Raw genomic sequence first — 15,505 nt, forward strand, 5'->3', positions numbered from 1 at the left:
CAGACGTGTGCTCTTCCGATCTCCAGCGAATTTTATAATCAGATTTCGCAGTTTGGGATGGGGCATAAAACGGGTATAGATTTACCGGGCGAATCTTCGGGTTTGCTGCCGCCAGCTAATACCTGGAGGCAAAGTACACAAGCTACGATTGCTTTCGGATACAGTTTGGCATCTACTCCCATTCAAATGGCATCGGCAGTAGCGGCTATTGCTAATAAAGGTGTTTGGGTAACTCCGCATGTTATTAAATATTCCGAAGAGGAGGCTGTTGAGAAAATTAAAACTCATCAGGTATTAAACCCTCAAACAGCAGCTGATATAACAACACTGTTAGCCGGCAGTATAGCAAGCTCTAAATCTACGGCAGGCAAAATCCCCAATTTTACGGTTGCAGGCAAAACAGGTACTTCACGGAAGCCCAATCCCCATGGTCCGGGGTATTTAACCGGGGTTGTTTATACCTCTTTTGCTGCGTTCTTTCCTTCAAAAAATCCCGAGATTTTGGTAATGGTAGTTGTTGACAGTCCAAAAGGAGCAGAGGTATGGGGTTCTACCGTTGCAGGTCCCGTCTTTAATGAAGTTGCTACTTTTGTAACACGCCACTTAAGAATGAAACCCGATGCACCGGGATTGAATGTTAAAAAATAAGGAGATATGCATATGAGATTAGATGAAATTATAAGGTTTATAAGGCCCGAAGAGATATTAAATTTGAACGATAACCCTGATGTTCGGGATATTTCATATAACTCTAAAACAACAAAACAGGGTGATATTTTTGTTTGTTTAATAGGTGAAAAGCTTGACGGACATGTGTTTGCAAAACAGGCACAGGAAAACGGCGCTGTTGCAATAGTTGCCCAAAGAGAGATAGAAGGCATTACAATACCTGTCTTGATTGTTAAAGATACGCAGCTTGAAATTTCCAACCTTGCAGGTGTTTTGTTCGATTTTCCGTCTAAAAAAATAGACCTGATAGGGGTAACCGGTACAAACGGGAAAACAACCGTAACTCACCTTATTGAGCGGATTTATGAATATAATAATATACCCTGCGGTCTTATAGGCACTCTTGGTTATAAAATCAATTCATCAGGCGGGTACAAAGATGCCAAACATACGACGCCTCAGTCGCCTGAATTGCAAAAAACTTTTCAGACTATGCTTGAAAACAAAGTGAGTACTGTTGTTATGGAAGTCAGTTCTCATGCGCTTTCACAGCACCGTACAGGCTGCTGCGAATTTGATTGTGCTGTTTTGACCAATTTAACGCAAGACCATCTTGATTACCATATAACAATGCAAAATTACTTCGAAGCAAAAGCAAAATTGTTTTCAGGTTTGGCAAAAGGCGGTACCGCTATAATCAATGCAGACGATGAAAGAGCAGAGGATTTTATAAAAGCAACAGCGCCTTTGGTCAGGATTTTCACCTACGGTGTCGAAAATGATGCCGATGTAAAAGCATCTAATATTCAATTCAGCACCGACGGTGCGGTTTTTGACTGCTCTACACCTGTCGGTGATTTTAAAATCACCCTGCAAATGACGGGGTTATTTAGTGTTTACAATGCTTTAGCTGCCTTTACAACAGCGATTTCTCAAAAATTAAGCATCCCATTAACACTAAAAGCTCTGCAGGAAACCCATGGAGTGGCAGGAAGATTTGAAGCGATTACACGTTCACCGCTTACCATTGTAGATTATGCCCATACCCCTGACGGTTTGGATAATGTACTTAAAGCAGCCCGTAAAATTCTTCCTGACGGTGGAAAACTGATTTGCGTGTTTGGATGCGGCGGCGACAGGGATGCTACAAAACGCCCTAAAATGGGGGCAATAAGCGAACAACTGGCTGATATTTCCATTGTTACATCTGATAACCCGAGAAGCGAAGACCCCCAGCAAATTATTACGGATATTCTCTCGGGTATAAATTCGCTTGACAGTACAAAAATCATGGTAGAAATAGACAGACACAGCGCAATTCTCCTGGCGTCAAAACAGGCACAGCCCGATGATATTGTGGTAGTTGCCGGTAAAGGACATGAAGACTATCAGATATTAAAGGACAAAACTATCCACTTTGACGATGCCCGGGAAGTAAGAGAAGCTTTCGGGGTAAAGCAATAAAGCAACAGTTGTGAATTAAGGTTCTATAATTTATTCTTCAACTATAGAAATGCTGAAAATACCGGCACTTCTTGCATTGTCCATAAGTTTAACAACCGCGCCATGGGTAGAATTTGAATTTGCCTGAATTAAAAGCCCTTCGCTTTTATCCTTGGCTCTTTCCTTTAGCTCGGATTGCAGGTCGTTTACGGCGATAACCTCATTATCCACCAAATACTGTCCGTTTTCATTTACTTCTACCGTAAGTATTTTAGATTCTTTTTGCTCCTGTGAAGCTTCCTGCGCTGAAGGTACAGCAAGAGTTAAACCCTGTTGGTCAAGCATTGGTGCTACTACCATCATTATAATAAGCAGTACCAAAAATATGTCGGTCAACGGAGTAATATTTATTTCGTTAAATGTATTTCTTTGCTTTCTTATCATTTTCTACTCCTCCGGCAAATCTTCGTTGGAAGCATTTTGAAGTCTTTTTTGTTCTTTTTTATTTAAAGGCTCGCCCGCCACGGTCAGTTTTTCATATCCGCTTCCCTGCGCAGCTTTAACAACTTTAAGAATTTCCGAGCTTTTTGTGCTTTCGTCGGCTTTTACCACTACGCTTTTATCAGGTGATAATTCAAGCAAAGACTTTAACTCATCTTCCAGCTGCATAGCTTTTACCTGTTTGTCATTTACAAAAAGTTCATCATTTTTTGTAATACTTACGATAACTTGTTTATTTTCAACATTTACACCGCTGTTTACTTCAGGAATTGTAATATTTTTATCCATTGAAGAAAACGTCGGCGCCATAACCATCATAATAATCAGCAAAACCAAAAATATGTCGGTCAGCGGAGTGATGTTTATTTCGTTAAAAATTTTACCTTTTTTTTCTGTAGAAATTGCCATCTGTTTTTCCTTACTAATTTATTAGATGCTTGGGCTTGCACTTGCAGCTTGATTTTTGATTGCCTCTTCTTTATCCGCAAAGCTTAAGAAAAGCAATTTAATTAACTGGAAGTCGTCTTCGTATCGTTTAACTATGCTTTGGAACCAGTTGTAAAGGATTACCGCAACAATTGCCACACCTAACCCGAATGCCGTTGCAATAAGAGCTGAACCAATACCCATTGCTACTGCTGAACTCTGGTTACCTTGAGTTGCCAAATCCTGAAATGTATAAAGAATTCTTACAACTGTACCGAATAACCCTAAGAACGGTGCAACACCGCCAATAGTACCAAGAATAGTTAAATATTTTTCAAGTTTTCTCGTTGCTAAGCTGGTTGAAATGTCGAATGAACGGGAAAAATCCGTATTTTGTTCTTCCAAAATTCTTACGCCTTCTTCCGCAACTTCACCAATAACTCCGCCTAACTGAGAGCTTAAAAGCTGAGCCCCTGTGAGGTTATTGCGAGCAAGTTCGGTTTGAAGATTTTTAATAAACTTTATAATTTCCCGTTTGTTTTCATTGTAAAAAGCCCATCTGTTAATTGCAACTGCAATGGTTGCGATAGAGCAAACCAAAATCGGTAACAATACCGGCCAGTCTAATTTGATAGAATGAATTAAAAGTTCCATGTTTTATACCTCTTTCCTTTGTATCTAGTAATCTAATATCTGATTTTAATGTCTGCTGCTCAAGTTTTTAATATCTCCTGCTCGCGTTTTTAATATCTCCTGCTCGCGTTTTTAATGTCTGCTACTCACGTTTTTAATATCTGCTACTCACCCCAAAAACATTATAGTCGAAAGTAAATTGGATATCTATATCACTACCTTTGTAGTCTGCCGGTAAGGGGCGAAACGGGGCTGTAAGCTCCACTGCAGCTAAGGCTGCCTTATCTGCGTTGGGCAATCCTGAGGATTTGGCGACCTTAACATTTAGTAATCTTCCGTCTTTTGCTATTTTAAATAAAAGCACTACACGTTTACTTTCATCTCCTCTGGGCGGATTCCAGTTACTTTTTATACGTCTTTGTAATTCAGCCATGTACGGTCCGAAATTAGGTTCTTTAATAGCATCAACTCCGGGCGCCCCTTTAGGATTCCCAGGTCCGGGATTACCTGCGCTGCCGCCGCCGGGTGAATAAACAGAGCCGCCTGAAGTTCCGCTGCCTCCGGCGGAAGATGAGCGTGATGAGGAAGAGCCGTATCCTCCTGATGCCAAGACAGGTTTAGGACTGCCGCCCGATGATGAGGATGAGGCTCCGGGTGCTGTTGTTACAGGTCCTCCTACATTTGTTGCTATTTTAGGCGCACTTTTCATTGGCGCTGAAGGTATTTTAAAGCTTGTCGGCGCTTTAGTAAAAGGTATAGACAGCGGTTTTGCCGAAGGCTTAGGCGGGATAGGTTTATCAGGTTCTTTAGCAGCCATTTTAGGCGGCTCCTGTATTTTTCGGACTTGTTCTGCCCGAGGCTTTGCTGTCTGAGTTGGGGCGATTTTGCTTGACGCTTGTGATTTTTGCGCAGGAGCAGGGTTGTTCTTTGGCAAAGGGTTTGACGGCGGAGCTATTCTCTTTTTAGGGTCATGCTGTCCGCCGGCCTGAGTGTTTCTGTCAGCCCTTAAATGTGTATTTTTATTTATAGGTTCTTTTTCGGGCTGATTGACAAGCACAAATTCTATATCTCTTGTTCTTGCCTCAGGTCGTTTAAAAGTTAAGAAATCTATACCGAAAAATTGCAATAAAAAAGGTAGAAACAACAGCAGCAAAAATAAAGTTATATGCGCAGAAGATGAAACCTTGAGAGCTTCTGTTATAGGTATCTTCTCTGCATCTTCTTTTAATATGGCTATCTTTTCTATTGACTTTGTTTTTATTCGTTTTTGTATATCTAAATCCTGCCCTAACATGGCATTTCCTTCCCAAGTGCTACTTTATTTTCAATTATCCCAACAAGCAATGAAATAACAATTAACCTAACGGGCTAATTAGTAGTATTGTTGTGCAGAGGGGTTAATGCTCATAGGTTGTTCAAGAATGACATCAATAGCATCTCCCGGTTGGATAATAACATCATCACCTTTGTCTATAAGGGCTTTGCCCACCCCTAATCCACCGCCCAGAGCCGTGCCGTATATGGCGCCTTTTCCTACAGATCCGCCTGATAACGGACCGAGTACGGTACCTGCCAATGCCCCTATTCCTGCACCTATAGCAGCATCTTTAGCGTACTCTACTACTCTTTCTTTTGTAGTACCGCCTGTTAAAATTCCTGTATTATCCTGAGTGGCGATTTTGCCCGAGATAGGAATCATTTGTCCGCTTGGAAGCATGATATTGTTGAAAGCAACTTTAAGTTTTCCGTTTTTACCTGTTCTGCCTGCTTTTTCAGCGATAACCACCGTACCGTTTACCATACTGCCTTGCGGCGCTATCATTTGATTTTGATAGTAAAACGGCTGGCTTAAAACCATTGAAAACCCGTCACCCACCGTAAGATTTGCTGTTGAATATGTCCTGTTCACCGTTGATTGCATAACGGTACCCGCGGGGACTATGACAACATGACCTTGCAGCGGAGAATATGTTTGCTGATTGTATTGATATTGCGGTTGGTTATATTGTTGCGGTTGATTATATTGTTGCGATTGATGCTGTTGCTGCGAACCAAAGTTCCCATAAGATGCCGGTTGATTATATTGGTTATAATCATACTGTGCAGCCATTACAGCATTCATTGATAAAAATAATGGTATCATTGCTGCAGTTGCAACTTTTTTCATCATATTTCCTTCTCCTATCCTGTGTTTAATTACATATTACATTATTTTTTCAATTATTGCCAACTATTAAAATTCTTTATTACTCTTAATAAAAAAGGATTAGAAACCTGCATAGTTTCCAATCCTTTAGCCTTTTCATTAAAAGCGTTTTTGGTATTTCATCATTTGTTTTCTTTTCGCTGCGCCTTCAGCTTTAATTTTAGCTAACTCCTGTTTTTGTTCAGCGGTAAGAATACTTTCAAAATTTTTCATGTTTTCTTCTCTGATATCATCAGCTTTGTCTTCAAGCGCTCTGATTTGTGTTTTTAGCGCTGCCGTTTGTTTTTTCTTTTCGGCGTCAGACAGGTTGGATTCTCTGATTTCAAAGAGTTTATCCTTTTTCTGCATAATTTCCTGCATAATCGGCTTTATTTTTTTATGACCTTCTATGCGGTTTTTCTTAGCCAAAGCAACCTGCTCATCCGTAAGCTTAAGTCTTTCATTAAATTTTTGTTCTTGTGCTTTAAAGTTTTTTGCATGTTTTTGCGGCGGAGGCGCAAAACCGTCTCCGTTTGGAGGCGGAGCGGGAGGCTGCGCCAAAACACTTGATGCACAAAGGGTAAGTGCCAATACACTTAAAGAAACCGGTAAAGTTTTTTTCATAATTTTAATCTCCTGATAAATGTTTTAACTCTTCTGCCAAAATATTTCTTGCGTTGAATAATCTTGACTTTATTGTTCCGATCGGGGTTTTTATTTTTTTAGAAATCTCTTCGTACGACATTTCTTCAAATTCATATAATATGATGACTTCTTTCATTTTTGCAGGCAGGGCATAAACCGCCTTTAATATTATTTTTTGTCTTAGTTTTTGGTCTATTATTTTTTCTGTTTTCTCGGATTTATCTGCAATATTATTTAAAACATCTTCATCTTTTACTTGATAGATAGAATTTTTTTGGTTTGAAGATTTCAAATAATCTCTGCAAGTATTTGCCGTAATCGTACTAATCCATTGTTTAAAACGGTTTTGCTCATTGTATTTGCTTTTATTTTTCCAGGCTTTTATAAGAACTTCCTGCTCTAAGTCCTCATCCGCTTTGCCCGTAAACTTCTTTATTATGGTTTTTATATTGTGTTTATAAGTATCTATTATTTTTTTCAAAATTAATCTGCCTTTAACAATCCGTATTCATCCGTAGGTAAGCCCATTTCTTCTATTATTGAGGAGTTTTGGTATGAAATTATGTCACTGCTGCTATTGCTAAAATATTCCTGAGCAGTGAATATACCGAATCCCAAGAAAACTACCAACACAGCGCATGCTGCCGCAAGCTGCTTTTTCTTGCGTTTTTCCCTAAAATACAAAGGTTTTGCTTCTTTTAATAATTCTGAAACTTTATCCATGTTATTATCCTTTCTTAATTAGTATAACGATTTTTCTAATGATTTGTTCATTTTTATTTTAAATATAAGACTAATGCTCAACATAAGCGTTTTGGCTCGCTCACATCCGATAGGGTCGACTACTGTGCAAATCGAAAAAATTTTTCTAATTTGCACAGTAGTCTTAATATGTATTTTTCTTAATTAATTAGCCTCTATACAAGTAATATATTATAATATTTGTTTTAGAGGGGATATAGGATAATTGTTTAAAAAACTACTTTTCAGTCTTGTATTGGTTTTATATTTTTTCCAGGGCAGTGTTTTGGCAGAAGTTTTGGGGGAGGATTGCTATAGCATTACCACTAATAAAAAGGTTTCTTCCTTTTTATGCTACAAATATGAAAAAACTGCGGATAAAATACTGACTACAGTGTCTAAAATTCAGCCTGACGGTTATTTTGACTCTCCGTCCGTAAAAATTTTATTTACCGAAACACTTGATTTTAAGCCTGTCTCTATTCTTGTTACGGATAATTCTTCGCAGCAGCCCCGGATTTACGAAGCTAAAGTCAACGCCGATAAAGTTGTAATAAACTCGCTTTCTAACCCCGGCGTTGAACCCAAGATAATCTTCCTTGAAAATACCGGCATTATATTCCCCTATAAAATTAAAACCCTGCTGAACGATATAGCTAAAAACCCAAATCTGTCCTATACAACAATTGAATACAGGGATGATTTTAAAGAGGTGGTTTTGGTAAAGAAGTTTGTCAAAGATGATGTAATTGATAACCAAAAAGTCAAAAAATACTCGGTTAAGTACGATATTACACCAAACCTTGAAATTCTTGAATTTTATAACCTTCAAGGGATAATGCTTCAAAAAAATATAAAAATGTTTGATATTTCCCAAAAACTCGTTGACAAAGGGATTTTATCCTACAGGCTGAGTAATAAAAATATTGCATCAAAAGCCGTTTTTCCACTGCACAGCGATGTTGAAAGTATAAAAAATGCAAAGCAGGTGTCGTACAAAATAGAAGATTCTCAAGGTATACTATCAAGTTATTTTATCAATGATGAAAGGCAGAGAGTTCTTCAAATTTACAATAATTCGGTTTATCTAAAAAATTCTCTTGATTACAATTCAGTGAAAGAAGACAATAAAAACCTCAAAAAATATCTGGATACTACGATATTAATTAATCCGTTAAACTCCAACATAAAAAAAATAGCGGCTGAATATTCAAAAAAATACACAAACAAGGAAAAGCTTGCTGTTGAATTAAAAAACTATGTATCAAAAAATTTCACCAATAACATAAATATGACAGAAAACAGAAGCATAGACACAATTTTTGCTTCTAAAAAAGCAAACCCGATTGAACAGGCAATTATATTAAGTTCGCTGTACAGAGCAGCGGGGATACCTGCGGAAGTTGTTTTGGGCGAAGTTATAACGGATTTCCCCTCGGATTCTTTCATATATCATGCCTGGGTCAAATACTATGTTAACGGCTGGCATTGTATTGACAGTTTTTACAACAAGGCTGAAATCACCCCTGATTACATAGCAATATATCAAACCTCCTTTAACAAAAAAAACGACATTACTTTTATGACGGAACAAGCGCCTCTGCAACTCAAAGAAATCAAAATAAGTGTTTTAAACTTTATTTTAAAAAATGATTTAAAAGAAAATCCGGAGTTTATCGAACAAAGTGAACAAAAAGAGATTTCAAAATTAAATTTCCTGGAGAACGATGATATTATCGGTGATAGCAGAATTCAAAATATAAACAGATACAAAGTTACAAAACAGGACCTGATAAGAAACGCTGTTTATAACTACAACAATAATAATATCGAAAAAGCGGTAGAAGAATTCAAACAGGCATCAAAGCTTTTGTCCAATAATAACGAGTTTATAGATATCCTCTATTCTAAAAAACTTGCTGCCATAGGGGTATTCGATATCTCTAAGTCTATTCTGACTAATATTTATGATAAGCAGCAATGGAAAAAACAAGTTAACTCTATAGAAAGAATATATTACCCTAAAATAATGCCGACAAACAGCAATCTTACAGATTATATCAAGGCTTATAATCTTATTAAGAATAAAAAACAGTATGATGAAGCAATATCGGTTTTAGAAAGCCATTTAAGCAGCTCAAGTGATTATGCCTGTTATCTTTTTGCAATGGGTTATGAAGGGAAACAAGACTACACCAAAGCAAAATCGTACATAAAGAAGGCATTATCCGTTAATGAAAACAATCTGTCTTACAAGTTTTTGTATGCAAGAATTTTATACGAAAATCAACAATACAAGCAGGCTTTAAATATTATTAAGAGTATTAAGTCGGAGTTTCTTTATGATAAAGAATTTGCAACAGAATTGGATACTTTGGAATATCAAATTTTGGCAGACAGCGCTAAAGATAAAAAAGGAAAAGATTATTATACCGTTAAATACCTGATTTCTAACAATAAAATTTCCGACGCCGATAAAATTTTGGCTGATTATTCAGACAGCCCTGAATTTTTAATACTTAAAAGCGGAATTTTGATTGAAAAGGGCGAGTTTAAAAAAGCACAAGAAATATTGTCCGCCGTTATCAAAAACAGTCCTTCTTCCGAGGCTTATGAACTTTTGGCCGATACATACACAAAAGAAGAAAATTATACAAATGCTGTAAATTACTATGAAAAAGCACTGAAAGTAAGCTCCGATAAATCAAAGATTTATACTAAGACGGGAGTTGCGCATTATTACGCGGGGAATTATGCATTGGCGGAAACTTGCTTCAAAAAAGCGATAAAAGCAGATGAAAACAATTATCTTGCTTATACAAATTTAGGCCGGGTGTATAGTGATAATGACAACTTGCAGCTTGCCAACCAAAATTATAAAGATTCGCTGGCTATCAACCCTCTTGTTGCCAAAACTTGGGCATATCTGTCTGAAAATGAAATTAAACGTAAAAATTACTTTCTTGCAACCGAGTATTTAACACCTATTAAACTAATCAACCCTAATTCCCCGGACTACTACTACATATACGGGTTAATAGAACTCGGATACGGCAATAAATCCAAAGCGCTTTCTATCTTGGAATACGCTTACTCACTCAATCCGAATTCCGTTGAAATTAAACGTGCAATTAATAAAGTGAAAAATTAGTTCTCATTGTATTTTGAAATCTCTTCCAAATAACGCTCTATTGCCTTATAGCCGTTATAAATTTCGTTTGAGATTTTTACATATTTTGAAGCAATAATACCTTTTAATTCTTTTACCCTTATTGCAATAAGTTTTTCGCAAGCTTCTTTCAGCTCTTTATTGCCTGACTCGTTCCATTTTTTCATTATGGAGAGTTCTTCGTTAACTTGCTTGATTGTAGAAAATTCTAACGAATTGAAATCGTACTTTGCTAAATATTTCTTTTCTTCAACATTAATAGAAGGGTTTACGGCAGGCATGCCGAATAATTTTTTTAATATCATATAGCTATCGGCATAACGCCTATGTGATTCTGGCACTTCGCTCCTTGCCAACAGGACGCTTGCTCCCAGATTGGTTTTATCCTGCTCTAAATTCAAAGCATCAATAGTGTTTACAATTTCAATATTACTGGTACTATTCATAACTCACCGATAAACTATTCCTTACTTATATAATATTAGAAAAATTACTTTTTTGATAATTATTAAATATTACAAATGGTAAAATTTTCAAAAGCCGTTAACAACAAGGGTTTTTAGATTTTAAAGTATGAAGCAAATCTTAACAAAGAAGAAACCGGCTTTGTGAGCCGGTTTCTTCCGAATTATTTTTGCAAAAATTTACGATGCGCTTACACCTGATTTTGCAATGATTTCCTCTTTGATGTTTGTAGGAACTTGTTCATAGTTGGAAAATTCCATAGAGAACGTTCCTCTGCCTTGAGTTTTACTTCTTATATCTGTAGCATAACCGAACATTTCAGCAAGAGGAACCATAGCATTAACTTTTTGAATGCCTGCACCTTCAATTGCGCCCATACCTTCGATTCTGCCTCTTCTTGAAGAAATATCGCCTATAACATCGCCTAAGAAATCTTCGGGAACTTCGATTTCAACTTTCATAATAGGTTCCAAAATAACGGGTTTTGCCTTTTTAACGGCATCTTTAATCGCGATAGAACCTGCAACTTTAAATGCCATTTCGGAAGAGTCAACGTCGTGGTAGCTTCCGTCGTATAGTTCAACTTTTACGTCAATAACTTCGTATCCTGCAATAATACCGCCTGTAAGAGCTTCTTCCATACCTCTTCTGGCAGGTTCGATATATTCTTTAGGAATTGAACCGCCAACGACTTGGTTTACAAATACAAACCCTGCACCCTTTTCAGCAGGCATAACTCTGATTTTAACGTGTCCGTATTGACCACGACCGCCTGATTGACGAACGAATTTACCGTCAACATCAGCCTCGCCTGTGATAGTTTCTCTGTATGCGACCTGTGGTTTACCTACGTTAGCTTGTACTTTGAACTCTCTTAAAAGCCTGTCAACAATGATTTCAAGGTGAAGTTCGCCCATGCCGGAAATGATTGTTTGTCCTGTTTCTTCATCAGTTTTAACCTTGAAAGAAGGATCTTCCTCTGCCAATTTCGACAAAGAAAGCGACATTTTCTCCTGGTCAACTTTTGTTTTCGGTTCAATAGCAACACTTATTACAGGCTCAGGGAATGTCATTCTCTCAAGCACGATAGGCGCTTTTTCCTCGCAAAGGGTATCGCCTGTTGTAGTATCTTTTAACCCTACCACAGCACAGATATCACCCGCACAAACTTCTGAAATTTCGTTTCTTTGGTCAGCGTACATCTGAACGATACGGCTGATTCTTTCTTTTTTGCCTGTAACGGTGTTCAGAATATAACTTCCTGATTGCAGTACACCTGAATATACTCTTATGAAAGTTAAACGACCTACAAACGGGTCTGTCATGATTTTAAATGCTAAAGCCGAGAATGGTTCAGTATCGCTGCTTTCTCTGTGAACTTCCTTTTCTCCTTCAGAAGTTTCAATGATACCTTTAATCGCAGGTACATCTAACGGTGACGGTAAATAATCTACTACAGCATCAAGCACCATTTGAATACCTTTATTCTTGAATGCCGTTCCGCAGCAGACCGGAATAACCTTGTTTTCACAAGTTGCCTTTTTAAGCGCTCTTTTAATTTCTGCAACAGCTAATTCTTCGCCTTCAAGATATTTCATCATTAAATCATCATCACATTCAGCTATAGCTTCAATTAAAGCATTTCTGTATTCTTCAACCTGAGCCTTGAAATCTTCAGGTACATCTTCTATAGAAATATCCGTACCAATATCATTGTTATACATGTGAGCTTTTTGTTCAACGATATCAATAATACCTTTTAGCTGGTCTTCAGACCCTATAGGGATTTGAATAGGATGAGCATTACCTTGAAGTCTTGTTTTAATTTGCTCTACAACTCTAAAGAAATTAGCGCCTACTCTGTCCATTTTATTAACAAATACAATTCTCGGAACACCGTATCTGTTAGCTTGTCTCCAAACTGTTTCTGATTGGGACTGAACTCCGCCTACCGCACAGAATACAGAAACTACACCGTCCAATACACGCATCGAGCGTTCTACTTCAATTGTGAAGTCAACGTGGCCGGGGGTATCTATAATGTTGATTTGGTGTCCGTTCCAATGGCTGGTAACAGCTGCCGAGGTAATTGTAATACCTCTTTCTCTTTCTTGTTCCATCCAGTCTGTTGTGGCGTTGCCGTCATGTACTTCGCCTATTTTATGCACTTTACCTGTATAGAATAGAATTCTTTCGGTCGTAGTGGTTTTACCGGCATCAATATGAGCTGCAATACCGATATTTCTGATTTTTTCTAAAGGTGTTTGCCTTGGCATCTTCGTTTTTCCTTATACTTATATTAGTGTACTATTACAATATACATAATAATATAAACATAAAAAAAGACCACTGTATAAGTTAAAAAAAATTAAAAAAACAAGCCCCCGCTATTAATTGGAGAAGCTTTATTTTTCTAAAATTGTTTCATTAAAAATTATCAGGCAAAAATTTCCGGTTTAACAACTTCTTGTTTAAAATATTCTGTTAAAGATTTTGCCATAGTCTTTTTAAAGGCTTCAAGTTCCGCCAGTCCTTCGGGAGAAAAAGCATATTCCCAGTCTTTAAAAAAGTCTAAAAGTTCTTCTTCTCTTTGCGCATTGCTTTTATATTTTGATAATGACAGGACAGCTCCCGGATTATGCGGAGTACCCTGTTCTTTGTCGGAAACAATAGCCTTTAAACCGCCTGTATCATAAACACTTAAAACGAGGTCAGTTTGTTTTGAGCGGTGAAGTTTATTTTTTCTTATAACAGCCAAGGTTTCCTGCAAAATTTGTTTTGTTTCGGGTTCTAAACTGTTATTTTTTCTTTTTTCCCGCAAAAAACTGCTATAGTATATGCTTTTGAAGGACATGTTTTGATTTATTGATGAGAGCTTCACTTTAAATCCTCTAGAAAATGAACCTTCTTTATATTAGCAAATTATTTGCATGATTACAAATGTATAATAATAAACTTCAAATCTTTTAATGGTGGACCATTTTGGACTTGCTTGAGCTGTTAGCGAGCTTCACGAGCCTTACAGCTCAGGATGCTCGAAGAGTAGAAGCAGGTATGTTGCGACCTGCGGGAGCAACGTACTGTGAAAGTCCAAGGCGATAAACCTCGTTTCTAAAAAAATGGTGGGCCATTCTGGACTTGAACCAGAGACCTCACGCTTATCAGGCGTGCGCTCTAACCACCTGAGCTAATGGCCCGTGTGAATTTCACAACAATTTACTTGTAACATGGACAAATTTTAAAATCAAGCAACAACTCTCAAGCGTCTTGATGTACTTGGCGCAAAATAAGTTTCATACATAAAGTCTTTAAACTTATAAAATAAGTATTCAAAGCCGCTGGGCTTTAAGCCGTGGTTAGGAGAAACGTCGGGAATTGCGTTATCTCTTGACTTGTAAATTTGTGCAACACGGGTCTCTAACGTTTGGGGAGATTTATTATAAAGCTCAAGCGCATAATCCAGTTCCGCATCTTTAATATCATTTTTGTACGTATTCCAGAATTTTACCGTATGTTCATAAGCATCTTGCTCTTCTCTCACCGAGGTATAAGGGTCTTTGTCTTTTGCATGGATTATTTCATGTACAATGTAGGCAGCTATAATTTCAGGAGCTGCCCATAAATAATCATTTGAAATTACAATCCTGTTATTATAGTTTTCATATTGGGCAATGTTTGAATAACCGCTCAATTCTTCGGTTTTATCAAACATGACTTTTACGTCTGCTATATCAGCCAAATGTTCCTGTGTAAAATATTTTTTAGCAAGAGCCAAAGAATTTTTAATATTATCCATAGCCTGTTGCTTGCGTCTTGCTTCCGCCAGGTGAGGAGCTTTTTTCTCAAGCTCATGCATTTCAATTTCTTTTGCAAGCCTGTTTGCGGGGTCATAAGTTTTATCAATTTTACTGCCCAGTTCCAATTGTGCCTTTGCAGCAGAAATTTCATTTAATTTATACAGGGAAGCTGCAAGGTTAACTCGATATTCCATATTTCTGGGTGAGATAGACACCAACTTCTCATTAGACAGTTTGGCATTTTGATAGTCTTTTATATGAAAATAAGCCCTTGAGAGGTTATAATAAGCATCTTCATAATTAGGCTGCAGTTCAATTGCTTTCTTATAACACTCTATCGCTTCCCTGTATTTATTTTGGGTTATAAAATCATTACCTTGATTTTTATATTTCAACGCTTCATTTGAAGCACTAAAAAAATTATCCTGAGTATTTTTCAAAGGTTGGAGCTTTATTCCGCTAAAAGACATGCCAATATTCACATTAGACATAGCTGTATATGGTATTAAACCTGATACTTGCACTAATTCTTCCCTTACAAGAAACATTACCTATACCGGATTAAAACACCGCATTTAATTTTTTTGCTACTTTCAACCTAATAAGTTTAAAGAAATTAACTTTTCCGTATCAAAAGACTCGATTTTTCCGAAAAGTGCGGTTAAAATTTCGTTGCTTTCCCGGCTGGAAATATTTTTATGAAGGAATAAATTATTCTGCAAATACTTCAAGTTTGTTTGCGGTTTGCTCAAAATATCGTATTGAAAACTTGTATTCATACACCAATCTTCCCTGACTTGTTATCAAAGATTATAATGATTAGAATAATAA

At 37.2% G+C, this 15,505-nt stretch carries 16 protein-coding genes and 1 tRNA gene; 3 read left to right on the top strand and 14 right to left on the bottom strand.

Translation table 11 applies throughout. The features are described from left to right. Both PHX18_08885 and PHX18_08890 read left to right on the top strand, forming a co-directional pair. Nucleotides 1-648: penicillin-binding transpeptidase domain-containing protein (locus PHX18_08885; protein ID MDD3594724.1), on the top strand; the 648-nt coding region annotated here is incomplete at its 5' end. Between the two features lie 12 nt (nt 649-660). Next, complete coding sequence (locus PHX18_08890; protein ID MDD3594725.1) at nt 661-2,133, top strand: UDP-N-acetylmuramoyl-L-alanyl-D-glutamate--2,6-diaminopimelate ligase; 1,473 nt, start codon at nt 661-663, stop codon at nt 2,131-2,133. A gap of 30 nt (nt 2,134-2,163) precedes the next feature. Here PHX18_08890 and PHX18_08895 read toward each other — a convergent pair whose 3' ends face one another. From PHX18_08895 to PHX18_08930, 8 genes are all read right to left on the bottom strand, one after another. After that, complete coding sequence (locus tag PHX18_08895; protein MDD3594726.1) at nt 2,164-2,556, bottom strand: biopolymer transporter ExbD; 393 nt, start codon at nt 2,554-2,556, stop codon at nt 2,164-2,166. A 3-nt stretch (nt 2,557-2,559) separates the two neighbouring features. Beyond that, entirely contained in the window at nt 2,560-3,021 is a 462-nt protein-coding gene (locus PHX18_08900) for a biopolymer transporter ExbD (protein ID MDD3594727.1), read from the bottom strand. Between the two features lie 21 nt (nt 3,022-3,042). Beyond that, the gene (locus PHX18_08905; protein MDD3594728.1) at nt 3,043-3,693 is read right to left on the bottom strand and encodes a MotA/TolQ/ExbB proton channel family protein; all 651 of its coding nucleotides are present in this window, start codon (nt 3,691-3,693) and stop codon (nt 3,043-3,045) included. Nucleotides 3,694-3,826: 133 nt separating this feature from the next. Continuing rightward, on the bottom strand, nt 3,827-4,966 hold the full coding sequence (locus PHX18_08910) for a TonB family protein (protein MDD3594729.1): 1,140 nt from the start codon (nt 4,964-4,966) through the stop codon (nt 3,827-3,829). A 78-nt stretch (nt 4,967-5,044) separates the two neighbouring features. Then, on the bottom strand, nt 5,045-5,842 hold the full coding sequence (locus PHX18_08915) for a hypothetical protein (protein ID MDD3594730.1): 798 nt from the start codon (nt 5,840-5,842) through the stop codon (nt 5,045-5,047). Nucleotides 5,843-5,977: 135 nt separating this feature from the next. Then, entirely contained in the window at nt 5,978-6,481 is a 504-nt protein-coding gene (locus PHX18_08920; protein ID MDD3594731.1) for a Spy/CpxP family protein refolding chaperone, read from the bottom strand. A 4-nt stretch (nt 6,482-6,485) separates the two neighbouring features. Continuing rightward, entirely contained in the window at nt 6,486-6,983 is a 498-nt protein-coding gene (locus PHX18_08925; GenBank protein ID MDD3594732.1) for a sigma-70 family RNA polymerase sigma factor, read from the bottom strand. A 2-nt stretch (nt 6,984-6,985) separates the two neighbouring features. After that, on the bottom strand, nt 6,986-7,225 hold the full coding sequence (locus tag PHX18_08930) for a hypothetical protein (GenBank protein MDD3594733.1): 240 nt from the start codon (nt 7,223-7,225) through the stop codon (nt 6,986-6,988). Between the two features lie 244 nt (nt 7,226-7,469). Here PHX18_08930 and PHX18_08935 point away from each other — a divergent pair, with 244 nt between their 5' ends. After that, the gene (locus PHX18_08935) at nt 7,470-10,394 is read left to right on the top strand and encodes a tetratricopeptide repeat protein (protein MDD3594734.1); all 2,925 of its coding nucleotides are present in this window, start codon (nt 7,470-7,472) and stop codon (nt 10,392-10,394) included. On the opposite strand, the gene PHX18_08940 is transcribed toward PHX18_08935, so the two are convergent. From PHX18_08940 to PHX18_08965, 6 genes are all read right to left on the bottom strand, one after another. Then, on the bottom strand, nt 10,391-10,858 hold the full coding sequence (locus PHX18_08940) for a hypothetical protein (GenBank protein MDD3594735.1): 468 nt from the start codon (nt 10,856-10,858) through the stop codon (nt 10,391-10,393). The genes PHX18_08935 and PHX18_08940 overlap by 4 nt on opposite strands. A gap of 198 nt (nt 10,859-11,056) precedes the next feature. Continuing rightward, a complete protein-coding gene (gene fusA, locus PHX18_08945) occupies nt 11,057-13,153 on the bottom strand; it encodes an elongation factor G (protein MDD3594736.1) in 2,097 nt (698 codons plus the stop codon). Nucleotides 13,154-13,314: 161 nt separating this feature from the next. Beyond that, the gene (locus PHX18_08950; GenBank protein ID MDD3594737.1) at nt 13,315-13,758 is read right to left on the bottom strand and encodes a hypothetical protein; all 444 of its coding nucleotides are present in this window, start codon (nt 13,756-13,758) and stop codon (nt 13,315-13,317) included. Between the two features lie 239 nt (nt 13,759-13,997). Next, nucleotides 13,998-14,074, bottom strand: a tRNA-Ile gene (locus tag PHX18_08955). Nucleotides 14,075-14,121: 47 nt separating this feature from the next. Further along, nucleotides 14,122-15,198, bottom strand: coding sequence for a tetratricopeptide repeat protein (locus PHX18_08960; GenBank protein MDD3594738.1), 1,077 nt, complete (start codon nt 15,196-15,198; stop codon nt 14,122-14,124). Between the two features lie 69 nt (nt 15,199-15,267). Then, on the bottom strand, nt 15,268-15,453 hold the full coding sequence (locus PHX18_08965; protein ID MDD3594739.1) for a hypothetical protein: 186 nt from the start codon (nt 15,451-15,453) through the stop codon (nt 15,268-15,270). Between the last annotated feature and the right edge of the window lie 52 nt (nt 15,454-15,505).

The sequence above is a fragment of the Candidatus Gastranaerophilales bacterium genome (assembly GCA_028696075.1).
GTDB lineage: Bacteria > Cyanobacteriota > Vampirovibrionia > Gastranaerophilales > JAILCC01 > JAQVHS01.

What these genes read in the sequence shown, in the direction of transcription:
- PHX18_08890 (MDD3594725.1), top strand. Translation starts at nt 661, where the DNA reads ATGAGATTAGATGAAATTATAAGGTTTATAAGGCCCGAAGAGATATTA.
- PHX18_08895 (MDD3594726.1), bottom strand. Translation starts at nt 2,556, where the DNA reads ATGATAAGAAAGCAAAGAAATACATTTAACGAAATAAATATTACTCCG.
- PHX18_08900 (MDD3594727.1), bottom strand. Translation starts at nt 3,021, where the DNA reads ATGGCAATTTCTACAGAAAAAAAAGGTAAAATTTTTAACGAAATAAAC.
- PHX18_08905 (MDD3594728.1), bottom strand. Translation starts at nt 3,693, where the DNA reads ATGGAACTTTTAATTCATTCTATCAAATTAGACTGGCCGGTATTGTTA.
- PHX18_08910 (MDD3594729.1), bottom strand. Translation starts at nt 4,966, where the DNA reads ATGTTAGGGCAGGATTTAGATATACAAAAACGAATAAAAACAAAGTCA.
- PHX18_08915 (MDD3594730.1), bottom strand. Translation starts at nt 5,842, where the DNA reads ATGATGAAAAAAGTTGCAACTGCAGCAATGATACCATTATTTTTATCA.
- PHX18_08920 (MDD3594731.1), bottom strand. Translation starts at nt 6,481, where the DNA reads ATGAAAAAAACTTTACCGGTTTCTTTAAGTGTATTGGCACTTACCCTT.
- PHX18_08930 (MDD3594733.1), bottom strand. Translation starts at nt 7,225, where the DNA reads ATGGATAAAGTTTCAGAATTATTAAAAGAAGCAAAACCTTTGTATTTT.
- PHX18_08940 (MDD3594735.1), bottom strand. Translation starts at nt 10,858, where the DNA reads ATGAATAGTACCAGTAATATTGAAATTGTAAACACTATTGATGCTTTG.
- fusA (MDD3594736.1), bottom strand. Translation starts at nt 13,153, where the DNA reads ATGCCAAGGCAAACACCTTTAGAAAAAATCAGAAATATCGGTATTGCA.
- PHX18_08965 (MDD3594739.1), bottom strand. Translation starts at nt 15,453, where the DNA reads ATGAATACAAGTTTTCAATACGATATTTTGAGCAAACCGCAAACAAAC.